This is a genomic window from Nocardia tenerifensis NBRC 101015 (assembly GCF_000308715.1).
GTDB classification, from domain to species: domain Bacteria; phylum Actinomycetota; class Actinomycetes; order Mycobacteriales; family Mycobacteriaceae; genus Nocardia; species Nocardia tenerifensis.
This window is the reverse complement of the sequence record NZ_BAGH01000119.1, coordinates 69,029-91,765: the sequence shown is the minus strand read 5'-3', so window position 1 is coordinate 91,765 and position 22,737 is coordinate 69,029. Positions and strand designations below refer to the sequence as shown.

Here is a 22,737-nt window from a genome sequence, read left to right as displayed (position 1 = left end):
CCTGGAGGCGTGCGGTCGCATTCGGACGCTCACGAAGAAGTCGCCCGCGAGTGGCAGCAATTCGCCGTCGGGCAAGAACGCGCGGCTCGGGCGGGGGCGTTGGCCGCGAAATACGAGGTGCAGGCCACCCAGCCACCCGAATCCATGCAGCCTTTCCGGCGCCGCATGGCGGAGCTGCATCGACGAATCGAGGAGCGACACCTCGCCAGTGCGCGGCTGCATCGATTACACGCCCTGCGCCTACAGCGGTGGCACATCGAGGATCGGGTCACGACGCGGCCGGTCTTCATGGCTTCGGTGGCCCAGCATCTCGACATGGACAGCGCCGCGGTCACCCTGGTTGGCCCGACGGGCGACGATCTGCTGGTCGCCGCCTCGGACACCACCGCGCGGGCCGCGCAGGATCTCGAGCAGCGGATCGGTCAGGGCCCGGCCCGCGACGTACTCGACGGCCAGGACTTCGTCACCGCGGCCGGCGCGGAATTGTTCACTCGCTGGCCGCAATACGGGCCGGCTCTCACCGAACTGGGCGTGCGGTCGGTGATCGCGGTCCCCCTGCGCTCCTCCCACCTGCTCGGTTCCCTGTGCGTCTTCACCAGCCGCGCCGCGCTGCGCACCGACCTCGCTCCGGCCGCCGAGAACGTGGCCGACGCGCTCGCGACCACGGTGCTGCTCTCGTACGGCACCGACGACGACGGCGCGCCGCGAGGCACGCTGTTCGACGACGCCGACTACCTCGCCGTCGTGCACCAGGCGGTCGGCATGGTGGCGGTGCGGTGCGAATGCGATCTCGATGCCGCGCTGGCCTTACTGCGCGCACGCGCCTTCTCCGACGGCACGGCCGTCTCGGAGGTGGCTCGCCGCGTTCTCGAGGACGGATACGAATTATGTTGAGCCCCAGGATGTCTCATGGCTGATGACCTGGCTTTGGGGATGTCGGATCTGACGGCGCTGTTGTTGACCGGCGCCGAGGTCGACGACTCGCTGTGCGCCGTCGCCGAAATCGTCACGCGGATGCTACCGGGTCATCCGATGACCGGGATGACGCTCACCTATGAGCAGGGGGACAAGGTCGGCGGTTCGAGCGACGCACACGCGATGCTGGTGAAGGAGGCCGAATGTAGCGACGGGTACGACCCCAGCCTGCAGGCGATCGTTACGGCGCAAGAGATTTCGGTGCCGGACGTCGCGCAAGAGCAGCGCTGGGACGGCTATCGAGCCCGCATGCTGGGCAACGGTGTCCACTCCATCTACTCGCTGCCGATCTCGGTGGACGGCGCGGTGGTCGGCGCGATGACCCTGTACTCGCCGAAACCGCGCAACTTCACCGCACGCGTCCGGCGGGCCGCGTCCCTCACCGCCGAGCACCTCGGTGTGCTGTTCGGCGTCGCGACCGAGACCACCCGGCAGTCCAAGCTGACCGAGCAACTGCGCGAGACGCTGGCCTCTCGATCCACCATCGATCAGGCGCTCGGCATCCTGATGGCGGAGCTGCGCTGCGACCGTGACGCGGCCTTCGCCGTGCTGCGGAGCAAGTCCCAGCGGCAGAATGTCCGCGTCGCGGACCTGGCCGTCGAAATGATCGAGCGGGTCACGGGCGGGGCGCCCTCCCCGCCGCATTTCGCCGAGCCGCAAGAGCCGAAGCGGTCCCGTCGCCGGGCGTGAGGCGTCCACTCAGCCAAGATATTTCACGCGTGACGTGAATCTGCACGTCAACCGATGGCGGTGCTCGTACCGCCGAGTAGAATAGACGTATATCTCCTGCTGAGTCCCGAAGTGCGGCTGGCGGATCGTGCCCAGTCGAGACTCGGTGATCGGTATGAACAATCCGGCTTTATTCAGCGACCCCGCCGATGATCGCGCCACCGCGCGCTCGGGGTTCGATGATCGTTCCGACGCGGGCCGCCGCCTCGCCGGTCGATTGCAGGCCTTCCGCGGTTCGGACGTCGTAGTCCTCGGCGTGCCCCGCGGCGGCGTCACGGTGGCGTATGAGATAGCCGCTCGCTTGCGGCTACCGCTCGACACCCTCGTCGTCCACAAGCTTCCCGTCCCCTACCGGCCTGACCTGGCCTTCGGCGCCATCGGCGAGGGCGTCCGGATCATCGACGAGGTCACCGTCCGCAGCGCCTTGCTGACCACAAGGGAACTCCTCGACACCGAGGCGCATCAGCTCGACCGGCTGCGGCGCCGGTCCGAGCGATTCCGCCGACATCGACCCCCCGCGACCTTGGCCGGGCGCACGGCGCTGGTCGTCGATGACGGCGTCGTCACGGGCATGACCGCGCGGGCGGCGTGCCAAGCCGCGTATCGGCGCGGCGCGATCCGGGTCGTGCTCGCCGTGCCGATCGCGCCGCATCGCATCCTGCGGACGCTGTCGTTCCACGCCGACAAAATCGTGTGCTTGGAAACGCCTATTCGCGCCCGTCCGATCAGCGATGCGTACCTGCGATTCGACTCGATCACCGACGCGGACGTCGACCAGTTGCTCAGCGGTCACGCGCCGAGACTTCGACGAATTCGCCTGGCGGGTAACGGAAGCGGCGCAGGGTAGAACGAGTACCCTGTCCCGGCGCGCCCGAAAACCCGATGTGGGCACTTTCAATGCATACGCGGCCCGCGATCGGTATACGATCTGCGGGCGGCGGGCGGTCCAACAAAAGGCTGGCCGCTGTATCTTTCGAGCACACGAGTCCGCTGTGTGTGGGGATGGACCGGAGGCGGCATTGTCCGAGATGTCGATTACCGCTGTCACGGCGGACACCAATTCCAACGGTGTCAGCGAGGGTCTGCTCTCCGAGCTGGTCGAGCATTTGCGGCAGAACCGCACCGTGCTGCGCGAGGAGTGGGCGCGCCGGATCACCGAGGCGCAGTTGCTGACCGCGATGACGCCCGACGAGATGTTCTCCGAGGCGACCTCCGTCTACGACAACTACGTCGCCGTGCTGGAGACCGGTTCAGTCGAGGCGTTGCAGGACTACGCGCGCGACCTGTCCGAACGCATCATCCCGAGAGGCGTCGAGACCGACGAGGTCCTGGGCATCGTGCTGCTGCTGCGCGACGTGCTCGCCCGCTCGCTGTTCGAGAAGTATCAGGCCGACTTCCAGCTGCTCAACGCCGTGCTCGACGCGTATGAACCGGCCGCGAACCGCATCGCCAACACCGTCGGCGTGTCGTTCGTCGAGGAGCGCGAGCGGATCATCCGGCAGCAGCAGGAGGCGATCCGCGAGCTGTCCACGCCGGTGCTCCAGGTGCGTGAGCAGCTGCTGATCCTGCCCATCATCGGTGTGCTGGACGGTCAGCGCGCGCGTCAGCTCACCGAGCAGTTGCTGCGGGCGATCCGCGCCAACCGCGCCAAGGTGGTCGTCATCGACATCACCGGCGTGCCGACCATCGACTCCACCGTGGCCAATCACCTGGTGCAGACCGTCGACGCGTCCGGGCTGATGGGCGCGAACGTGATCATCACCGGCCTCTCCTCGGAGATCGCGTTGACGCTGGTCACCATCGGTCTCGATCTCTCCAAGATGAACGCGGTCGGCGACCTCCAGGGCGGGATCGAGGAGGCCGAACGTCTGCTCGGCTACGAGGTCAGTCGCAGCGGCACCGGCGAGACCACGCGGCGGCCGGAGGCCTGAAGGCCGCGCTAGTCCGGGTGCTCGTGCACCGTCAGCAGCAGATGGTCGAAGGCGGTCTGCACCTGGGGCGACGCGGGCGGCAGCGCGTCGAGTTCGGCGATCAGCCGGGCGGCCAGCGTACGCAGCTTCACGTTGGTGTCCTGCGAGCGCCACTGCAGGACGCGGAAGGCCTGCTCGGCGTCGAGGCGGTACACCCGCATCAGCACGCCCTTGGCCTGTTCGATCACGGCCCGCGCCGCCACCAGCTCGGGCAGCGTGCCGGTGAGCAACTCCTGGCGCTGCTCGTCGAGGACCTCGGTCAGGTCGACGTAGTAGCCGGTGGTGCCGACGACCACGTCGCCCTCGGTCATGGTGTGGCCGAAGACGAGGACGTGGCGAGTCCGGCCCTCGGTATCCAGGATGCGGTGGCGACTGCAGAACGGCTCCGCATCGCGCAACGACTTGGCTATCGCGTCCGCGACGTGCGCGCGGTCGTCGGGATGCTTGTGCGAGAGTAGGAGTTCCGTGGTCGGGGTCACCGAGCCCGGCTCGTATCCGTGCATCGCGGCGACCTCGTCGGACCACACCCAACGCTGATCGGCGAACCGGAATCCGAAGGTCCCCGTCGCCTGAGGGGCGCCACCGACCACCTGGACGACCGTGTCGGTCGCCGCGTCCGAAGTCGCCGCGCCTGTCTCCACCACCCGGCCAGTATGCGCCCCACCTGCGGTTTCTGTGCGTCCCGGGGGCCTGCTCGTTCGTGTCGAAACGATATTGAAACACCGCACGGTCACTGAGCGCGCCGTCCGTTCGGTCGGGTAAGGCCGGTCACACCGCCCGGTCGGGATTGCCGACCGCCGGGTTGGCGCGGCGCGGCGCGGGTATGGCCGGAGTGAATCGTTGGGAGGCGGTGAAAACGATGAAGGTGGTTTCCAAGACAGCGACACCACAGCAGACGGCCGTGGTGGCCCACCGGGTGGCTCTCGAGCTGGCCGCGGAGCCGCACGAGCTGGGAATGCTGCGTGCGCTCACCGACACCACATGCATGATGGCCGACGTCACGCTCGACGCGATCCCCGATATCCGGCTGGTGCTCAGCGAGGCGGCGACCGCGCTGATGCTCGACGCGGTGCCCGGCTCGACGCTGCGGTGCGCGTTCACCTACAACAAGCGGCGGCTGAGCGTGCGGATCAGCGCGACGACCACGCGCGATGTCGAGGTCAGCCGCGATCCGCTGAGCTGGCAGCTGGTGCAGGTGCTCACCGACTCGGCCGAACTGATCCAGGACCCTTTTGATCCGGACGCGGGTGGGTATCCGACGGCCATCGAATTCAGTTGGGAGCGAGGAATATCCGATGCGACGTGAGTTCACCACGGACCGAGCCGACACACCGCGGCGCACTAGTTCCCGCGGTGACAGCTACGACAACATCGAACCCTGGTTCGAGAAGATGGCGGCGCTGCCGGCGACCGATCCGCACCGGAACTCGCTGCGCGAGAAGGTGATCGAGCTCAGTCTGCCGTTGGCCGAGCACATCGCGCGCAAGTTCGCCGGGCGTGGTGAGGCTTTCGACGATCTGCACCAAATCGCCAGGGTGGGTTTGGTTCTCGCGGTCGACCGGTTCGACGTCTCGCGTGGCAGTTCGTTCCTGTCGTTCGCCGTTCCGACGATCATGGGCGAGGTTCGCAGGCACTTCCGGGACCGCACCTGGGCGGTGCGAGTCCCGCGCAGGCTCAAGGAGATTCAGCAGCTGATCGGTCCCGCGACCGAGACCCTGTCGAACCGGCTCGGCCGCGTGCCCACCGCCAGGGAGATCGCCGCCGAGCTGGACGTGGAGCTCACCGAGATCACCCAGGCGTTGATCGCGCGCAACGGTTACCAGACCAACTCGATCGAGGGCATCACCCGCGACGACGGCGAGAACTCGGCGCTGCCCGTCGCCGCCGGACTCGGCGCGGAGGAGCCGTGCTACGAGCTGCTCGAGCAGTCGATGACGGTACGTCCGTTGATCGCGGCGCTGCCCGAGCGGGAGCGGCGCGTGCTGATCATGCGGTTCTTCGAGTCGCTGACCCAGGCGCAGATCGCGGAGCAGCTCGGCGTGTCGCAGATGCAGGTGTCGCGCATTCTGTCCAAGACGTTGCACACCCTGCGCGAGCAGGCTATGGACGAGCAACCGGCCGAGGTCGCCTGACCGGCGTCAAGCCTGGTGGCCGGGTTTCAAGCCGGCGACGGAGTTGTATCGCAACGCCTCGGTGGGCGGCGGCGCGGAGGCGTCCCGCGGTTCGATGATCAGGCCCACGTGATCGCCCAGATCGTGGCGTTCGAGGATGGGGCCGGCGAACCAGCCCGCGGCGGCGGTGAGGATGGGTAGCTCGGCGGGACCGGGCTGCCATTTGCAGTGCGCGAACTTGTTGATGTCGTCGCCGGTCTCCGCGCCGAACAGCGCCGCCAGCGAGGATTGTTCCCGGCCGAGCAGGTGCACGGCGAGGTGCTCGGCGGCCATCGCCACGCCGAAGGTGAAATTGGCCTTGGAGATGCCGACCAGAAAGCGCCGTGGCTCGATGCTCACCTGCGTGGTGAAGCCGACCAGGCATCCGGCTTGGCGGTCGCCCGAGCGGGTGGTGACCACGAACACCGGGTAGTCGGCGGCCGCGATCACCGCGTCGAAATCGGAACGATCTGCTGTGGCGTTGTCCGACATTGTCCTCGCGCTCGGCTCCGGGCCTGACCTGCGCCGCGGGTTCGGCGAGAATCAAGGCAAGTGGGCAGTCCATGCACCACAGTACGGACGTCGCGGGCAATTCGGTTGCCCGATCGCGGTGCCCGCCGGTCAGGAGGCGGTCGCGATCTCGTTACGGAGTTTGCCGAGGCTGGCCTTTTCGGTGCGGAGTCGCTCGATGCCCGCGTCCAGCTGACGGGCGCGCTCGTCGAGTTGCGCGAGCACCTCGGCGCGGTCGGCGTCGGTGGCGCTCTGCGGCGCGGTGCAGGCGATGTGGATGAGGGCGGCGGCCTCGGTCAGGGAGAGACCGCAGGCGAGCAGGCAGCGGATGTCGTGCACGGTTTTGACGTCCGCCTCGCCGTACTGCCGGTAGCCGTTGGGGTCGCGGCGCGGGGTGAGCACGCCCGCGTTCTCGTAGTGGCGCAGCATGCGCGGGCTCGCGCCGGTGCGCTCGCTCAAATCCTTGATCCGCATTCGCCGGTCCTCCATCCGTGCCTTGACATTGACGTTAGTGTCATACTTTAGCTTGGTCGTATGACCAACGAACGGAGTCGGCCGAACGTACTGCTCGTGGTGTCCCACCCGGATCACGAGTCCGCCACCTGGGCCGTGGCGCGCGCGGTCGAGCAGGGAATTCGAGCCGACGGCGGAACCGTCGCCACCACGCACGATCTGACCGCGTCGGGGTTCGATCCGGTCTTCACCGCGGCGGACCTGGCGGTGCATCGACTGCTCGGCGAGGTCCCCGACGATGTGCGACGCGAGCAGCAGTTGATCGAAGCGGCCGACGTCGTGGCCCTGCTGTTCCCGGTCTACTGGTGGTCGCTGCCGGCCCTGGCCAAGGGGTGGATCGATCGTGTGTTCAGCCGCGGCTGGGCCTATGAGAACAGCTCGCCCGAGGGGCCGAGCGCGGTGCGGGAACTGCACTTCATCGCGCTGGCGGGGGTCAATCAGGCCAGTTTCGATCGCCGGGGTTACAAGGACTCGCTGACGCTGCAACTCAAAACGGGCATCGGTGATTACTCGGAGATCGCGGAGTCGGCCGTCGAGATTCTCTACGGGACCGAGACCACCGATGCGGGAGTGCATGCGGAGCTGGCGGCGCAGGGTTACAAGGTCGGCGCGGACCTGGCTCAGCGTGCCCAAGCGGTCTTCGACCGGCAGACAGCGGGGAGTTGATCGGCGGCTCCAAGACCTCGCTTCACATCTGGTTCTGCTGCGCGACAATGGCTTTCGGCGTCCGACGTCCGGCCGCACGGAACGCCGTCAGCCCCGGTTCGCGCATCCGGCCCGCGGCGATCAGTACCTTCGCCTTTTCGATATTCACCTGGGACCAAGGGCTTTTCGCGCGTCGCGGCGAATAGCGCTGGAGGAAATGGTCTTCGTCCAGCCTTCTACGATGGCTGTCGATCCAGCCGTAGCACAGGGCGACGTCGAGGGCCTCGCCGATCGTGAGTCCCGGTGAGGACGCGCTCTTTTTGGCGATCACGAGCCAGACCTCCGCCGAGTCGTACCGCTCGGCCAGCCATGACTCCCAGTGCGCCGCATCGGGAAAGCGAATCGGGGTGGTGTCGATGGTCTCCATGAACCCATCATCCGCGTTGAAGTGCGCACCGAATGAGCACTTTTCAAGCTCATCCGAAGAAGTCACGCGGCCGGGTCGAGCCAGCCGGTGACCTCGCGGACCTCGGCGATCATCCTGGCGACCAACGCGTGCGGCGCGTCGGCCGTCCAGACCAGCGCCAAATCCGAACGCGGAGCGTCGATTACCGGAAGCCAGCGGAGGGTGGACACGGGGATCCAGCGGCTCAGCGGCTCCGGCGCCAGCCACACGCCCTTGCCACGGGCTACCAACATCAGGCAGTCCTGGACCTGCTCCACGACCGGGCCGAGCGGCGCGGCGGAGCCGTCCGGGCGCGGGTCGGCGACCCAGTGGCAAAGGTTCTCCTCCGACAGGAAGATGTCGGGCCGGATGACCGGCTCGTCCGCCAGGTCCGCGCGGGTCACCGATTCACGGTCGGCCAGTCGGTGGCCGGGCGGCAGCGCGACGACCCGCGCATCGCTGCGCACCGGGACGTGGCCGAACCGCGCGTCGCCGAGCGGTAGCCACATGAACGCGGCGTCGACCTCCCCGGCGAGCAACGGTGCGCGCTCTGCCGGCGGGGTGCGCACGGTCGTCAGCTCGAGCCCGGGCACCGCCGACTCCATCGCGTCGGCGACCTCAATCGCGAAAAGCGCTGTCGCGTAAGGGAAACAGGCTACTCGAAGCTGTTTGAGCCTGCCCCGGTCCGTGGCGCGCACCCGATCGATGAGCTCGCCGAGTTCCGCCGTGACCGCGTTGCCGCCGCGCTCGAGCTCGAGTCCCGCCGGGGCGAGCAGAACGCCGCGCGAGGTGCGGACCAGCAGCGTCACCCCGAGCGCTCGCTCGAGCTGCTGGATCTGCGTGGACAGCGTCTGCTGGCTGACGTGCAGCCGGGCCGACGCGCGGGTGATGTTCAGCTCCCGGGCCACCACCAGGAACGATGGCAACTGGCGGATATCCAGGTCGATCGCGGGACCACCGTAGCCGACCGAGCGGTCTGCACGGGAACAGGGAAGCTCGGTGGCTGTCACCGCGATCTTCTGTTTCCGCCGACGGGGGCAGGCACAGCAGGCTGGAGGCCCACCGACTCCAGAAAGCGACGTTCCCGATGACTCCCCCACCTCCCGGCCTCACAGGCAAGGTCGCCTTGATCGTCGGCGGTAGCCGGAATCAGGGGCGGCGTGCGCCGAACTGCTTGCGGCACAGGGGGCTTCCACCGTGATCAGCTACGCCACCGGCGAGCACGCCGCGGCCAGAATGCTCGCGTCGCTCGGGCCGAGCGCCGAGGCCATTCACTCGGACGCGACCCGCTCCGCCGACGTGGCGACCCTGTTCAGCGGCGTGGTTGCCCGGCACGGCCGCCTCGACATCGTGGTGCACGCGGTAGGGGCCGCGGCCCCGAGTTCACAGCTCGACCACACCGACGACGAGTTCGACCGGTTGATCGACCGCAACATCCGCAGCGCGTTCAATACCTTGCGCGCTGCGGCACGTCACCTCGCCGACCACGGTCGCTACGTGATGCAGACCGGCGCTGAGCCGCAGCGCACTTTCGGGTTTCGGGCCTGTTCGCGGCCACCGAGGCGGCAGCCGAACGCCTAGTGCAGGCGGGCGCCGACGAGTTGGCCGGCCGCGACATCACGGTCAACGCCGTCGCTCCCGGCCCGGTGACGGACTCCTTCGGCGCGGACTCCGTGCGGCTCTGGCCGACCCGGCCCGCGGTCGACTCGGTCAGCCGGAAGACGTGGCGGCGGTGGTCGGGTGGCTGGTCAGCGCGGGTGCGGACTGGGTTTCCGGCCAGACCATCCGCGTCGACGGCGGCGCTGTCCGTAGCGCGGAATAAAGCTTAGCGCTCAGCTACTTAACGTTCATGTTCTTAGTGAGGAGATTGACATGATGACCGTTGCCGACTCAACGGCGGCCGCCGACGCATCCGAGAGGGTGCCGCTGCGACGATGGTTCGGCGTCGCCGCGGTGGCGCTCGGGACCTTCTCGGTGGTGACCTCCGAGCAGCTGCCGGTGGGCCTGCTCACCTCCGTCGGCGGCTCGCTCGACGTATCCGAGGGGACCGCAGGCCTGATGGTGACCGTGCCGGGCCTGGTGGCTTCGGCGACCGCCCCGCTGCTGCCCGTGGCGATCGGGCGACTGGATCGGCGGGTCGTCCTGCTCGGCCTGATCACCCTCATGGTCGCGGCGAACGTGATGTCCGCCGCCGCACCGAATTTCGCGATCCTGCTGGCGTCGCGGTTCCTCGTCGGCGTCGCCATCGGCGGTTTCTGGGCGCTGGCCGCCGGGATCGCCGTGCGGATGGTGCCGGCGAAGTTCGTCCCGCAGGCCACCGCCCTCGCCTTCGGCGGGGCCACCGCCGCCAACGTGCTCGGCATTCCGGCCGGGACGCTGATCGGCGAACTCACCGACTGGCGCATCGCCTTCGGCGTCCTCGGCGGGCTCGGACTCGTGGTCGTCGTCGCCCTGCTGCTGTTGCTGCCGCAGATGCCCGCCACCGGGCCGGTGCGGCTGCGCACGCTCGGCGAGCAGTTCCGCAATCCGGTGGTGCGCGCCGGTGTCCTCGTGACATTCCTGCTGGTGAGCGGGCATTACGCCGCCTTCACCTTCGTCAGCCCGATCCTGCAGTCCGTGGTCGGCATCGACAAGACCATGGTCGGTCTGGTGCTGCTCGCCTTCGGCGTCGCCGGTATCGCGGGCAACTTCATCACCGGCGCGGCCGCCGGGCGCGACATCCGCCTCGCCCTCGTCACCATCAGCGCGGCGCTCGCCGCGGTCCTCGTGCTCGTCGCCCTCGTCGGCGGCACACCGATCACCGGCGTGGCCCTATTGGTCCTGTGGGGCTTGGCTTTCGGCGGCATCCCCGTCGGCGTGCAGACCTGGATCCTGCGGGCCGCGCCCGACTCCACCGAGGCCGCCACCGCGCTGAACACCGCCATGTTCAACCTCGCCATCGCGTTGGGCGCGTTGTTCGGCGGGATCATCGCCGACAATGTGGCCCTCACGGCCGTGCTCTGGTTCGGCGCGGCGCTGAGTGTGCTTGCCTCGCTGGCCGTTTGGCGCACGCCGAGCACTCGTTCCTGAATCGATCTCGAAGTGCTGGTCCGCCGCGAATGGGCGACGGACCAGCACAATTCGCTTCGCAGTCCTGACTCGCCACCGCCCGACGCGATTCGACTACACAGGGTTCCTCTTCCATCGGAATTCGGGCTTGTCGCGACGATCATCGAAGCCGGCTCCACACCCCGCGGCCCGGACGGCATCCGCTGTCGCGTACCAGCAAACGTGCCTCGAGACGACCTTTACCCTGCCCTGAGGGTCCGCGCTGTAATCGGGCGCCGGCGACTCGAGGGTGTAGTTCGTCTCGATCGCCACATTGCCGGAGGTGCCGACGGAGTCGACCCAGTCTCTGGCGGTACCCGCACCGCACGGCCGGGTGTTCAGCGCGAAATCGTTTCCGACCGGAGGAAAGGTAACGCATCGCTGGGTGGCGACGCTCTGTATGAGGTTGCTGCCGAATCCTTCCACGGTGGCGTGAAAGTAACGCCACTGCTGGCGTTTCGAGTCGGGCTGGCAGTCAGCGAGACCAAGGTTTTCGTCGCCAACCACGACACACTTCTTCTCGCTGACGCTGGTGATGGTGAACGGCGCGCTCGGCGGGTCGGGTTCGGTCTTCTTCGGCACCAGGTTCGACTTGGCGCCGCCGCCGATCTTCTCGATGTCCGGCGTTGCCTCCTTCACGACGTCGCCTCCCTCGAAGTGGCAGATCAGGCGGACCGTGATCATGTCCGGTTCGACACCATCGGGCAGAGCGCCCTGGTCGCGGGCGAACACGTTGGTGTCGCTCCACCCGGCGTACGGATCGGTACCGTGCGAGGAGAAGCCGTTGCTCTCGGCGACGGGCTGCACTATCAGCGGCTCACCGGATTTCCTCGAGTAGCTCATCTCCATGAGCGCGCCGGCCGAAGGATCCTTTTTGCCTTGGCAGATACCCACGGCTTTGAGGTACGGCGGTCGATCTTTCGATATCGAGAACTTGGTGAAGAGTTGCGCGGAACCTTGCGGTGCCGCCGTGGCCACACCCGCGGGACTGACGATCGCTAGCGCGGTACCGACAAGGATCGTCCATCGCCCGAACTTTCCTCTGCGGTGCCGACCACAATCCGAACGCATATCCACACGACCTCCGATGCACGGCTGATGTGGCTGCGAATTGCAGCCCGCGATGTATTCGTCGCGAACTGGTGCATGGCTGGGTCAAACTTGCTGCGCAATTGCCGTCGAGTCGACAGCGGACGGGTCACACCATCGCGGCACGGGGAATCACTACCCCGTGATCGCCGCCGCGAACCCTCTGCGCGGCCCCGCCTATGACGCCGCAGCCCTGCGCAGTCTTGCCAACGGCATCGACGGCCCGGTCGTTCCCGTCGAGCATTCCTACGGCGGATCCGTCATCGGCGCCGCCGCGGACGTCCCCGCCGACCAAGCCGCCGCCCAGCGACCGATCGCCAAGCCGCCCTCGAGGAGAAAGCCACCGCCGCCGCCTTCCACCCGGTCGCCGTCTCCCACCCCGAAGCCGTGACCGACGTAATCCAGCAGGCCGCCACGAACATTCAGTGACACGCAGAGCGGGCGGCATGCCTGGCGGGAGCAGCACTCAGGTGCCGGCGTCTTCGCTATCCGCCCGTCGCGAAGCGTCCCACTGCCGACGGGTCTCGGCTATATTCCGGTCGATCTCGGCTTGTTCCATGCTCCCTCGTGCCTCGCTTTGCAGCAGCGCGGCCGCGCTGCGATCCAGCCGCAGAGAACTCGACACATGCAGCGCCCGCGCCCGTTCGATAGCCTCCCGCGAGGTCTGCGCGAGGGAACTGCCATCAGGCCGACGCCGCGGCCTGGCATTGAGCCGCGCTTCCCGGGCGTCCGCCGCAGCCTCACGCCGGTCGGCGGCCTGCTCACGGTCATCCGCCGCCACATCTCGCCGATCCGCGGCCGCCTCACGGGCGTCCGCAGTCTCCTCGCGCCAGTCCGCGGCCTCCTCACGCGCATCCGCCAACTCCTCGCGCTGAGCCAACGCCTGCTCGCCCTGCCGCAATCGCGCTACCCGCTTCGCGACTTCCGTCTCATCAGACAATTCCGGTCCTGCGCCGGCAGCGTCGGCTGCCGCACTGTCATGCTGGCCGTCCTCAGCTTTCACACCATCTATGTTCGCACTTTCCGCAGTCGATCGCGGGGCGTGACCACCTTCGCCGCGCCCCGGACTGCCCGGCCGTACAGGCCAGGTGTCCCGCGGGCAGATGTGCCGACTCAAGTGCGCGGGCAGGTGGCGGTCACTCGGGCTCGGGCAGGCAGATTTTCGGTCGCGCGATCGAGCAGCGAACACACGTCGGCATCGGTCACCGGCGCGAAGTCCAGATACCAGGGCCGGATCGATCCGAACAGCTGCCGCGATTGCAGGCAGAGGACGTGGTCAGCGACCCGGGACAGTACCCGCAGCGGACGAGTCGCGCCGACGGGAACGGCGAACACCACCCGCTTCGCCCCGCGCATGCGGGCGTTCGCACACGCCGCGTGGGCGCTGGCGCCCGTGGCAAGGGCGTCATCGATGATCACCGCGGTGGCGCCGTCCAACGGCAGGCGCGCACGATCGCGGCGGTAGCGGGCGGCGGAGTGGCGCAGCCGGTGTTGCTGCTCTCGGGTCACCGCCAGCCGTTCGGGCTCGGAAACCGCAGCGTGCGCCACCATGTCGTCGTCGATGATGCGCACGTCGTCCTCGCTGACGGCACCGAAGGTCAGCCACGGCCGATCCGGCACGGTGAGTTTGCCGACCAGCACGACGTCGAGGGGCGCGCCGAGCACGGTCGCGACCTCGTAGGCGACCGGCACCCCGCCGCGCGGTAGGCCCAGCACCACCACCTCGGGTTCGGACAACGTCTCGAGGTGTTCGGCGATTCGACATCCCGCGTCAGAGCGATCGATAAAAACCATGGCTTGCTCCCGAGTCAGTAGTCCACATCGAAGCGAGCCGCACTGCCGGACTCGGAGAAGCGCACAGAACTCTACACCGCGATGGACAAGGCAGCCACATGGTTGCTCGACGAGTCGAATACTCACCCGCCGTGGTGGATTCGTTTCTCAATATGACATAACCGCTGGTCACATAGTCCTCGATGTTTCACCGGCGAGGCCTGCCCGGGGCGACGCGGCAGAACCAGACGGTTGCCCAGACCCAGGGCGGCATCCACCCTGCGCGAGGCATGCGCATTGGACTGTTACGGCGCAACGGTTTTCGGGTCGCGGCCCTGGAATCCGCTCGGGCTCGGGTTCGTGAAATCGTCTTCTGCGGATTCGTCGGCGCCCACTGATCAAACCTGTGCGGTTCCAGAACGTCCCGCCGCACCCGGAGCTGTCACCTTGCCCCGACCCGATCCGAGTGGCACCGAGAACCATTGGCTCGCACCGCGTGTCGGCGAGCTAGCAGCTCGTCCGCCCGGCGGCTCCGAACGGACCCATGGGCATTCCTCGGCCACTGAGTAGTCCCACAATGCCGAAAGGCTCTGCAAGTCAGCAGTATTGGCGGAATGAACATGGAGCAGAGTCATATGGTCGCCAAACGATCTTGGGCAGCGACCATATGACTCTGCTCGCCAAGCCTCTGCGGCGGGGTGCACCCGTCGACCCTGCGTGTGCGGGCATGGGACGCCGAAGGTGGGCACCATCCGTGCACGGTCGGACCCTTGGCGCCTGCTCCGGTAGGGCGCGAAGATCACCTGTCGCGGTAGTCCGGCGGCATGGATCCGGTGCAGCATGCTGGTTGACCATGACGTGGCGTGAGGGCGCATGGTGAGGGAGTGGATAACTCTGGAGGCTGGACAGTCGGACCGCTTGCCGAGGCGAGTGGCGTGACGGTGCGGACGTTGCATCATTGGGATGCGATCGGCGTCCTGAGTCCGTCGCGGCGCACGTCGAATGGGTACCGGGAGTACACCGACGACGATCTTGTTCGTCTGTATCAGGTGCTGGCGCTGCGTAGTTTGGGCTTGAGCCTGGAGACGATCATCGTCTGTCTGGATTCGGGGATCGACCTGGACCGGGTGGTCGGTGACCATCTGCGTAGTGTCGAGGCGTCGTTGGCGGCGCTGGAAGCCGTGCGGCAAAAACTGGTGCGGCTCGGTGCCGAATTGGCGACCGGACAGGGCGCGACGTCCGAGGCGCTGTTGGAGGCGCTCCAAGCGATCGGCGGTGCGGGTTCGGCGAGCGAGCAGGTACTGCGCCGACATCTGGACACCGATCAGCAACAACGGCTCGGTAACCAGGCGACGGCGCTCGGGCCCGCGAAACACTATCTGCTCGAGATCGAATGGCCGGAGCTCTATCGCAAGGCTGAACGGCTCCGGCAGGCAGGGGTGGACCCCACCGACGACCGAGTTCGGCGGCTGGCGCGCCGCCTGGACGAGTTGAGCACGCTGTTCACCGGCGACGACGCCGGGATCTCGGCAGGAGTGCGGAACGCCTGGCGTGACGACCCGGCCGCTATGTCCGGCGATCCCGCCGCGCCCGCCGATGAATGGCGCGCACTGGCGGACTTCCTCGACCAAGCCCGCGCCTGACTTCGATCGCTGCCACCGAATCACCTGATGGAAAGGGTTCACCATGCAACACCGCGCTCGTCTACTTGTCGCCATCGCTTCCACCCTGCCGCTGGGGCTGAGCATCATCGTCTGCTGGCTGCTGGTCACTGCCGGATCCGCACCCAGCAGTGTGTTGTCGGCCCTGGCAACCGCGGTCATAGCGCAGGGCGTCTTCACATATCTCCGGCTACGCCGGACAACGCCCACTACTCGGCTGGGACGAGCCAGTGCTGAGAGCACCAATCCGTGAAAAGAACAAAGGCCGGTTCCCAAGACGCGACAAGTTAGCCCGTTGCCCTAACAGCCCGCCGAGACCTGCTCGTCAGGCATACCTTCGACCATTGATGCGGAGGCGTAGAACAACACCAGAACGACAGCGACAACGGCGTCCAGTCCGGAGAAGACGCGCGTCCTGCAGACCGCGGTTCCATCGGAAATCGCTGGGCGCGTTGAAAAATCACACGAATCTCGGCATGAAACTCTCGGCAACCGCCGGACCGCCGCCTGTCTTCAACCGATGCCGGTGTAACCGACGCGGAGGGCAAGCGGAGTTCGGCCATCCCCGACGCGGGTGATGTCCGGCGCCATGGTCGGAAGCTCACGCTCCTCGAGGTATGCCGCGAAGTACCTGATCCGGGTGAGGTAGCCGTCAATGGCCTGCTTGCTCCGGTTCTTGCGGCGCAGCTCCGTGGCCGCAAGCTCTCGGATGTCGTCCAGATCCAGCCCCATGTCCGGACCCTACCGGCGAAATACATTGCCGGCGGAGCGTTGTTCTGCACCAACTCGGCTGTCGAGTTCACAGTTTTCGCAGCTCAGAAGGTATTTGTGGGGCGGGCGGGGCTCGAACCCGCGACCAATGGATTCGCAATCCACGGCTTATTCTGGGGTTCGGCCCGATTCGCCTTTAGCCGATTCTATACGTCTACCAGGAAAGTTACAAAACCTCGATGCAACCTAGGATGCGTTGACCTTCTATCGATTTCGCTTAGCTTCGCATGAAAATAGAGAATAGATAGAGACCTGATCAGTCTCGGTGCCCCCATCGGACCGTTGACCGATCTTCCCACACCACCGACGCGCCCTACACATAGCAAACACCCCGACAACCGCGCCGGTCGGTTTGCTACCGAGGATGTGAACCGTTCGAACTGAGAGCGCGGGTCACCTTCGAACCGCTTTCATTGCCCGGACATGGCGGGACAATGGTGGGATGGCCCGTCGGTCCGGCCCTCGCATGTGCCTCGCCTGTCAGGCGCTGCTTCCGCACAACGCTCATCCGCGGCGCTTGTACTGTTCTCCGGCCTGCGTTGCCAGGGGCTATCGGGTACGTAAGAAGTTCGGCGCTGTCGGCGACCTTGGGGCTGGTGTCGTATGTCCGGGTTGTGGTCGACGAATCTTTCCAGGTAGCCGCGCCTTGCGCGCTGATGCTCAACATTGCTCGCCGACCTGCCGACAACGCCACTACCGCCGCCGCAGACGCGAAAAAAGTTCTTGATCATGACGGTAAGCCGTGACACTGTCACGGCTGTCGTCATGATCACTGCGGATTGTGTCGGTGTCCCCTTCCACACTGTGCCGAAACCAATTCCTCGACCCGGCGCTACGCGCGTTGGAATACGAAAGGGGACTATAGATGTCGGCACGCGCCTGGGTGGAACGCGCGATAGCACCTGGAACCACGACCACACCGGAGCTTTATGCATATCTGCCGTTCGAGGGGACAACGAACCGCACCTGGCTCAGAGCGACGCTGGGAAAACGCGTCAAACTCACACGAGTGCAGCGCAATAACCGCACTGCATGGAAGATCAGCCCGCAACACTTGTTGCCCTTGGCCTCGGCGATGGCTGACCGGTTCGGTGAGATCGAGATGCTATTCGAGATATCCAAGACGATGCAGTGCGACGCCAAATGCCAAAACGCCAACCCTTACACGGTGTGGCGGTGTGTTTGCGCCTGCGCCGGCGAGAACCACGGCGGGGTGGGCCACTATCACGACTGGTACCGCACCGGCCGGAGCACGCTTATCCGGCATGAAAAGACCCAGATCGAGCAGGTGATCATTTCGCGCGGCCAGATCAAGCTGCCCAAGAAGGACACAGGGAAGACGGCCACACCGCTTGTGAGGCCCTGCTCCGCAGCGCCGCGCCCGCTCCCCCAGCCATCGCCGCCGCCCATCGCCGTGCCGACACCACCTCCGGCTACAGCGCTACCCATCACACCGGCACAGCCGGATCCCCTGCCGCGCACAGTGATACCTGCTGCCGATCGCTTCCATGTGCCCCGCCCGGCATCGTCGCCGATACCTCTGCCTACTCCGACCGTGCCGGCCCAGCGACGAGGCAGGCGCCTGCTATACGCGGCTGCGGGCGGAGCTATCGTAATTGCGATCGGGCTCGCACTGGCTACCAAGCCGCATCAGCCAGCAGCCCGGCCGGATACGACCCAGCAGCCAGACCCGGCCTCGGCCAGCCAGGAACAGTTGCCGCCTACACCGGCGGATGAGCCCGAGCAGACGAAACAAGCTCCAGCTCAGCGGGTTCCGGCGGGCTGCTTTCCATTTCAATCCGGCTGTTGAAAGGAAATGGACTGATGGGAGGTCGACGTCGCAGGCGTAGACAGGCGCAAAGTTCGGCTGCGGTGGTGTTCATGGCAGGAGTGGCGGCGCTCGCAGTCATACCGGGAATCGCCCGTTTCGTTGCAGAGCACACCGCCGCGCTGGTAGTGGCTGTGGTGTGCGTGGCAGTGGCCGCGGCCGCGGCCGGTGCTGCGGCGCTGGCGGTGCGGCACCGGCGAGTGGTTCGAACTCGTGACGACGCGCGTGTGCTGTCGGCGCTGCGACAGAATGCGCTGAGTCCTAGAGAGTTCGAACAGGCGCTGGCGGCTCTGTGCCGACGCGATGGCTGCACACAGGTCGAGGTGGTCGATGGTTCCGGTGATCTGGGTGCCGATGTGATCGCTCGAGCGCCCGACGGGCGCCGTATCGTGTTGCAAGCCAAGCGATACGGCCACGCACGTAGCGTGGGCAGCCAGGACGTTCAGCGTTTCGGCGGCACCGCGCGCACCATCCACAGCGCCGATGTCGCAGCGGTGGTGACGACCGCGCACGCATTCACGCCACACGCACGGGCTTATGCCCAAAAGGCCGGAATCCTGCTCGTGGCAGCGAAGGGACTCTCGGCATGGGACTCTCGGACAGGCCCAGCACCGTGGGACTGAGATCGACACAGTGATCTGCCGCGCGGTCACCGTCTGCTAGGACTGTCGACAGCGACCTCGAGTTGTCGTAGGATCGACGCGGGCTGCACGTAGTAGTGAACTCATGAACCTCGAATCTCCCGGCGCTAAACGTAACTGAATCTTGTTAGAGCGAACTAGCTCTCCTCATATGAATATTCAGCCGGATCTCACACATACCTCTTTTGTCGAATAGCGCAGTCTCGCAACGGCCTTCCTGTGCGCGCTTGTCGCTGCCGGGACGGCGTCGACTATTCGAGAAGGGTGTTCGAGGTGCGTTCCTACGACAACCTCACCGTCGCGCTCGACCTTGCGCGGCACGAGTATCTTTGTGCACCAACCGATCCTGCCGATCCGCGCATGGCCGAAGTGCGGGCCAAGAGCTACGCCGGCGACCAGACATTGGTGTGCGCGTTGTGTTACGCGGGCATCGGTGCACCGCCAGCGAGCAGAGCGGCGGCGGTGGTGAAAGGCCGGGTCGGTGGTGCGCGCCGACCGCATTTCGCGCATCCACCGGGCCAGGGCCCGGCTGGTGGTCAGCATGATCCGGACTCGGAGTGGCATTTGATGAGCAAGATGTCGCTCGCCGCATGGGCTCGGACACAGCCGGGTGTCGTCGATGTCGGTACCGAGGTGTGGCTGCCGAACCGCAGGCGACGAGCCGACGTACGCGTCAGGTTCGACGATGGCAGCCAGGTCGGGCTAGAGGCCCAGGGCTATCGCATGCCGGATGCCGACTGGATCCGGCGTCATCGTGACTATGCGCGTGAGGGTGTGGTGGACGTGTGGCTGTGGCACCCGCAGAGCCCGACCGCCTGGATAGTTCTCGGCAGCGCTGAGCCCGCGCAGCAGTTGTGGACGCTGGATCCGTGGAAGGAGGTCGTGACGGTCATGGTCGGCGCGCCGCATCGCCACCAGTTCGGAGCATCCGACCACGACATTGATATGCGCGTGCAGCATCTCCCACCCTGCGTCGGCGATGAGCTTGTTGCACACCAGTACCCGTTGACTCAGCTTGAACTGACGCCGCACGGCATTTCGATTCCCGCCGAACTACAGTCTCAGCTGGCCGGGCAGCAAGAACAGCAACGACGTCACATTCAAACCGTCGAGAAGGTGCTCGACCGGCTTCGTTCACGGCAGCGCCGTCCTACCAGCACACCTCAAGCTCCAGCATCAACCCCGCCGACCGTGCAGGCCACCGACCGCGAGAAGCCCTGCGCTGCACAGAACATCTTCGATACTGCCGCTCAAAAACACTTGAAATGGATTGCCCTGCAAAACGCGCTGCACGCCGCCGGCCACATCATCGACTACCGCGATGCGCCTAGCCTGCCTCTCCCGCGAACCAAGCCGCGACCGGCGCACTGCACCGGGTGCCGCCAAGCATTCCCGGCTGAGCTGGATCCGAGGACTGTCCAACGCTGTCAACCGTCGAAGAGCGTGGGCTAACTCCGGCTGGATGTCGGTACGGCGGGCTAACTCGGATTCGGCGGACCCGTCCAGCCAACTCAGCAGCGGACTGGTCAGGAGGGGATGCGTCCAACAAGATCCTTTGCGCCCATATGGGTCATTCGGGCGCCCATATGGGTACCTGCGGTGCCCATATGGGCAAGTTGCTCGTACGATGGTGACGCCGGTTGGTTACAGCACGTAGCCGACCCAGGATCGAACAGCCTCTCGGAGGCTGTGGAACGGGTAGCCCTCGCGCCAACGAGAACTACCCGTCCTAGTGGTCACATGAAGAACTGCCCTAACCAGAGCAGTAGCAGCAACCGGATCACACAACTGACAAGGGCCTCGGGGTATACCGCAAAGTAGACCGGGGCCTTTGCCTTGTCTCGATGCTTCTTCCGCTTCTTCGGCATCGACCTATCAACCTCCTCTCCCAGGACGCGGCTTCAGGTCGTCCGAACAACGCACTGAATTGATGCCGCGTCCCACGGCGAGGATGCGCACCGACCCCAAACCACGAGCGGGGAACCGGTTCGCGGGCAAGCGTATCCGATTCCCGCCCATCCGAATCAGACAAGCGGTGTAGCGACGACCCGACTGTTGATGGAGCGGACTGCATGGTCCCAATTTCACCCGCGAAGCTCCCAGGCAATATCCAGGGTCGTCTAGGAACGTGGACCGGAAGTCCATCGGTCACGCCAGCACGCGGTCCCCTTACCTTCGTGTCGCACATCACAAGTTGCGATCGCGTCGTTTCCCACAGCCGACGCGGCACACGGCACTACGGACCCGCTCTCGCAGACGGCCCTGGTCGCCAGTAAGGGCCGATTACCAGGCAGGCAATCCGCCCCCCAGGCCGAATAGGCGATCGGCATGACTCAGGCGATGTGGTCGCATTCGGCGGGTCTGCGATTCCCTTCGGCTGAAAAGTGTGAGTAAACGTGCAGCGAGGAAGGATGCTCAACCTCCGAAGCCCTCGGCCGTTCAGCCTGACGGTACCGGCGAAGTCAACCTGTCCAGCCATGCCGGTTTCGCCGCTTGAAGTAGGGGTCATCGGCTGCCTGAATCTACCGACACGAAGTGAGCTACAACCAGCAGGGGCTCGGGACGCGCGGCAAGACAGTGGTGCGCGACGCTCACGGCGTCATCGTCGAACGAGATACGCTTGCGCGCTATGAGTGCCGCTGGCCCTTTTTGGAATCCCCGCACTGAGGACGAACTGCGCCGCGCTGTCGCGGACGGGCTGCTCGAGGAAACCCACACCCTCGACATCAAACGCGAACTCGAGCGCGGAAAATCCGCGAATAAGAAGCTTGGCTGCGACATCGCGGCGTTCTCGCTAGACGGCGGCATCATCGTCATCGGAGTCGACGAGGACACCGACCCACCCTGCATGTGGCCGGTCGAGCTCGACGGCCTGGCCGAACGCATCGAGAACATCGCCGCAACCCTCGTGCGCGAGCCAGTTCACGTCCGAACCACTGCCATCCCTGCGCACGGCCAGCCCGGCAAGGGGTACCTACTCGTCCACATAGCGCCTTCACCGCGCGCACCGCACATGGTCGACGGCCGCTACTACGGCCGCGGCGACAAGACCAACATCGTGCTCGACTACGCCGATGTGCTGCGCCTGCACGAACATCAGCTCGCGAAGCAGAAGGACATCCTGCCCGAAATCCACCAAGCCATAACCAACCTCGGCGAACGCAAGAGACTCAACTCAATCCTGGGCATCCTCGCCGAGCCCCTCGGCGCACCCCGAGACCTGCTGCTGCCGGTCACCGAGGACCGCAATTGGTCGACCACAATCGGCGACCTGGTCCGTAGCACCTCTGTGCAACACAACCGTGACTACTCCCCAAATTTCTACGACGCCTCCAGCTTCGAGCGCACCGCCAACGGCGTCGCGGTGAAAACCATGTACGAGGGCCAGGGTTGGAACGGGGACGGACGTACGGCGCTGCTCGAGTTTCACGAAACCGGTCGCCTGTTCATGGCTTCCGAAGGCGCCGTGTTTCCTGCCGACCAACGCCACGACAGCAACATGGTGTTCGAGACGCTCATTCTCGGTCACACCGATCTCCTCGTGCGACTGGCAGCCGCGATCTCCCAGACCTACGGCCTCGCCGGCACATGGCGATTCGGATTGGTATTGACCGGGCTGCGCACCGCGCGGTCCTACACCTTGGCGCTCAGCATCGGCGGCCGCGGACCCGCCTATACCGAAAGCGTTTACGAGCAGGCGACCGACGCCGCCTTACTCGACCTCGCGAACGACCACACTGAAACCGTCAAAGCACTCGTCGGACGACTGCTTCGGGGCCTCGGATCACACCACCGCTGCGAATCATTCTTGGCCGCCCAATAAGTCGGGAAGATGACCTCGACTCGAGGCGCGGAAAATACGACGCCGTGCCCGCACTGGGGACGCGTAGCGTCGGCGTACATGACACGGTCAGTCTGTGTGTCTTGCGGTGCACCGCAAGACTCGCGCG

Annotated in this window: 26 protein-coding genes, 1 tRNA gene and 1 pseudogene; 18 read left to right on the top strand and 10 right to left on the bottom strand. The window is 66.1% G+C overall.

Annotated elements, in window-relative coordinates; all coding sequences use genetic code 11:
- Window positions 1-9 precede the first annotated feature (9 nt).
- The 4 genes from ON39_RS10005 (at window position 10) to ON39_RS09990 (ending at window position 3,635) form a co-directional block, all read left to right on the top strand.
- Entirely contained in the window at window positions 10-894 is an 885-nt protein-coding gene (locus ON39_RS10005; RefSeq protein ID WP_040733108.1) for a GAF domain-containing protein, read from the top strand.
- Between the two features lie 15 nt (window positions 895-909).
- Window positions 910-1,665 carry a GAF and ANTAR domain-containing protein gene (locus ON39_RS10000; protein ID WP_083894359.1) on the top strand — a complete coding sequence of 252 codons (756 nt, stop codon included), beginning with the start codon at window positions 910-912 and terminating at the stop codon, window positions 1,663-1,665.
- Between the two features lie 154 nt (window positions 1,666-1,819).
- Complete coding sequence (locus ON39_RS09995) at window positions 1,820-2,551, top strand: phosphoribosyltransferase (protein WP_051186473.1); 732 nt, start codon at window positions 1,820-1,822, stop codon at window positions 2,549-2,551.
- A gap of 181 nt (window positions 2,552-2,732) precedes the next feature.
- Window positions 2,733-3,635: an STAS domain-containing protein gene (locus ON39_RS09990; RefSeq protein ID WP_040733107.1), complete on the top strand. Its 903-nt coding sequence runs from the start codon at window positions 2,733-2,735 to the stop codon at window positions 3,633-3,635.
- An 8-nt stretch (window positions 3,636-3,643) separates the two neighbouring features.
- On the opposite strand, the gene ON39_RS09985 is transcribed toward ON39_RS09990, so the two are convergent.
- Window positions 3,644-4,318: a PAS and ANTAR domain-containing protein gene (locus tag ON39_RS09985; RefSeq protein ID WP_040733104.1), complete on the bottom strand. Its 675-nt coding sequence runs from the start codon at window positions 4,316-4,318 to the stop codon at window positions 3,644-3,646.
- Window positions 4,319-4,533: 215 nt separating this feature from the next.
- Between ON39_RS09985 and ON39_RS09980 the strand changes: the two genes are divergently transcribed.
- Window positions 4,534-4,980, top strand: a complete 447-nt coding sequence (locus ON39_RS09980) for a hypothetical protein (RefSeq protein ID WP_063713331.1) — start codon at window positions 4,534-4,536, stop codon at window positions 4,978-4,980.
- Window positions 4,970-5,806, top strand: coding sequence for an RNA polymerase sigma factor SigF (locus ON39_RS09975; RefSeq protein WP_040733103.1), 837 nt, complete (start codon window positions 4,970-4,972; stop codon window positions 5,804-5,806). Before ON39_RS09980 ends, ON39_RS09975 begins: the two co-directional genes overlap by 11 nt.
- 6 nt (window positions 5,807-5,812) lie before the next feature.
- On the opposite strand, the gene ON39_RS09970 is transcribed toward ON39_RS09975, so the two are convergent.
- Together ON39_RS09970 and ON39_RS09965 are read right to left on the bottom strand one after the other, a co-directional pair.
- Window positions 5,813-6,316, bottom strand: a complete 504-nt coding sequence (locus ON39_RS09970; RefSeq protein WP_040733102.1) for a flavin reductase family protein — start codon at window positions 6,314-6,316, stop codon at window positions 5,813-5,815.
- Window positions 6,317-6,445: 129 nt separating this feature from the next.
- Window positions 6,446-6,808, bottom strand: coding sequence for a MerR family transcriptional regulator (locus ON39_RS09965; RefSeq protein ID WP_040733179.1), 363 nt, complete (start codon window positions 6,806-6,808; stop codon window positions 6,446-6,448).
- Window positions 6,809-6,868: 60 nt separating this feature from the next.
- Here ON39_RS09965 and ON39_RS09960 point away from each other — a divergent pair, with 60 nt between their 5' ends.
- Complete coding sequence (locus ON39_RS09960) at window positions 6,869-7,513, top strand: NAD(P)H-dependent oxidoreductase (RefSeq protein ID WP_040733099.1); 645 nt, start codon at window positions 6,869-6,871, stop codon at window positions 7,511-7,513.
- Between the two features lie 22 nt (window positions 7,514-7,535).
- Here ON39_RS09960 and ON39_RS09955 read toward each other — a convergent pair whose 3' ends face one another.
- Both ON39_RS09955 and ON39_RS09950 read right to left on the bottom strand, forming a co-directional pair.
- A complete protein-coding gene (locus tag ON39_RS09955; RefSeq protein ID WP_051186470.1) occupies window positions 7,536-7,919 on the bottom strand; it encodes a YdeI/OmpD-associated family protein in 384 nt (127 codons plus the stop codon).
- A gap of 62 nt (window positions 7,920-7,981) precedes the next feature.
- Window positions 7,982-8,947 carry a LysR family transcriptional regulator gene (locus tag ON39_RS09950; RefSeq protein ID WP_211336406.1) on the bottom strand — a complete coding sequence of 322 codons (966 nt, stop codon included), beginning with the start codon at window positions 8,945-8,947 and terminating at the stop codon, window positions 7,982-7,984.
- A 154-nt stretch (window positions 8,948-9,101) separates the two neighbouring features.
- Here ON39_RS09950 and ON39_RS09945 point away from each other — a divergent pair.
- The 3 genes and pseudogenes from ON39_RS09945 to ON39_RS09940 form a co-directional block, all read left to right on the top strand.
- Window positions 9,102-9,518: pseudogene (locus ON39_RS09945) on the top strand (SDR family NAD(P)-dependent oxidoreductase); the annotation flags it as partial.
- Complete coding sequence (locus ON39_RS51270; protein ID WP_083894357.1) at window positions 9,451-9,759, top strand: SDR family oxidoreductase; 309 nt, start codon at window positions 9,451-9,453, stop codon at window positions 9,757-9,759. The pseudogene ON39_RS09945 and the gene ON39_RS51270, both read left to right, overlap by 68 nt.
- Before the next feature lie 50 nt (window positions 9,760-9,809).
- Window positions 9,810-11,006: an MFS transporter gene (locus ON39_RS09940; protein ID WP_211336405.1), complete on the top strand. Its 1,197-nt coding sequence runs from the start codon at window positions 9,810-9,812 to the stop codon at window positions 11,004-11,006.
- 93 nt (window positions 11,007-11,099) lie between these two features.
- On the opposite strand, the gene ON39_RS09935 is transcribed toward ON39_RS09940, so the two are convergent.
- Window positions 11,100-12,002, bottom strand: a complete 903-nt coding sequence (locus tag ON39_RS09935; RefSeq protein ID WP_040733097.1) for a ricin-type beta-trefoil lectin domain protein — start codon at window positions 12,000-12,002, stop codon at window positions 11,100-11,102.
- 253 nt (window positions 12,003-12,255) lie between these two features.
- Between ON39_RS09935 and ON39_RS51405 the strand changes: the two genes are divergently transcribed.
- Window positions 12,256-12,504 (top strand): hypothetical protein, encoded by a 249-nt coding sequence (locus tag ON39_RS51405; RefSeq protein ID WP_040733096.1) that lies wholly within the window; start codon window positions 12,256-12,258, stop codon window positions 12,502-12,504.
- Between the two features lie 75 nt (window positions 12,505-12,579).
- On the opposite strand, the gene ON39_RS45765 is transcribed toward ON39_RS51405, so the two are convergent.
- Together ON39_RS45765 and ON39_RS09920 are read right to left on the bottom strand one after the other, a co-directional pair.
- Window positions 12,580-13,116, bottom strand: a complete 537-nt coding sequence (locus tag ON39_RS45765) for a hypothetical protein (protein ID WP_051186469.1) — start codon at window positions 13,114-13,116, stop codon at window positions 12,580-12,582.
- Between the two features lie 110 nt (window positions 13,117-13,226).
- Window positions 13,227-13,907 carry a phosphoribosyltransferase gene (locus tag ON39_RS09920; protein ID WP_051186468.1) on the bottom strand — a complete coding sequence of 227 codons (681 nt, stop codon included), beginning with the start codon at window positions 13,905-13,907 and terminating at the stop codon, window positions 13,227-13,229.
- Between the two features lie 842 nt (window positions 13,908-14,749).
- Between ON39_RS09920 and ON39_RS09915 the strand changes: the two genes are divergently transcribed.
- Window positions 14,750-15,529 (top strand): MerR family transcriptional regulator, encoded by a 780-nt coding sequence (locus tag ON39_RS09915; protein WP_051186467.1) that lies wholly within the window; start codon window positions 14,750-14,752, stop codon window positions 15,527-15,529.
- A 531-nt stretch (window positions 15,530-16,060) separates the two neighbouring features.
- Here ON39_RS09915 and ON39_RS09910 read toward each other — a convergent pair.
- Entirely contained in the window at window positions 16,061-16,279 is a 219-nt protein-coding gene (locus ON39_RS09910; protein ID WP_040733094.1) for a hypothetical protein, read from the bottom strand.
- A 97-nt stretch (window positions 16,280-16,376) separates the two neighbouring features.
- Window positions 16,377-16,460, bottom strand: a tRNA-Arg gene (locus tag ON39_RS48625).
- Between the two features lie 472 nt (window positions 16,461-16,932).
- Between ON39_RS48625 and ON39_RS50470 the strand changes: the two genes are divergently transcribed.
- The 6 genes from ON39_RS50470 (at window position 16,933) to ON39_RS09890 (ending at window position 22,610) form a co-directional block, all read left to right on the top strand.
- A complete protein-coding gene (locus tag ON39_RS50470) occupies window positions 16,933-17,064 on the top strand; it encodes a hypothetical protein (protein ID WP_255219249.1) in 132 nt (43 codons plus the stop codon).
- 119 nt (window positions 17,065-17,183) lie between these two features.
- Entirely contained in the window at window positions 17,184-18,128 is a 945-nt protein-coding gene (locus ON39_RS48620) for a hypothetical protein (protein WP_146251261.1), read from the top strand.
- 71 nt (window positions 18,129-18,199) lie between these two features.
- Complete coding sequence (locus ON39_RS47165) at window positions 18,200-18,769, top strand: restriction endonuclease (protein WP_211336403.1); 570 nt, start codon at window positions 18,200-18,202, stop codon at window positions 18,767-18,769.
- A gap of 291 nt (window positions 18,770-19,060) precedes the next feature.
- Window positions 19,061-20,239, top strand: coding sequence for a competence protein CoiA family protein (locus ON39_RS45760; protein WP_146251260.1), 1,179 nt, complete (start codon window positions 19,061-19,063; stop codon window positions 20,237-20,239).
- 1,083 nt (window positions 20,240-21,322) lie between these two features.
- Window positions 21,323-21,454 (top strand): hypothetical protein, encoded by a 132-nt coding sequence (locus ON39_RS50465; RefSeq protein WP_255219248.1) that lies wholly within the window; start codon window positions 21,323-21,325, stop codon window positions 21,452-21,454.
- A complete protein-coding gene (locus ON39_RS09890; protein WP_040733091.1) occupies window positions 21,417-22,610 on the top strand; it encodes an AlbA family DNA-binding domain-containing protein in 1,194 nt (397 codons plus the stop codon). Before ON39_RS50465 ends, ON39_RS09890 begins: the two co-directional genes overlap by 38 nt.
- Window positions 22,611-22,737 lie beyond the last annotated feature (127 nt).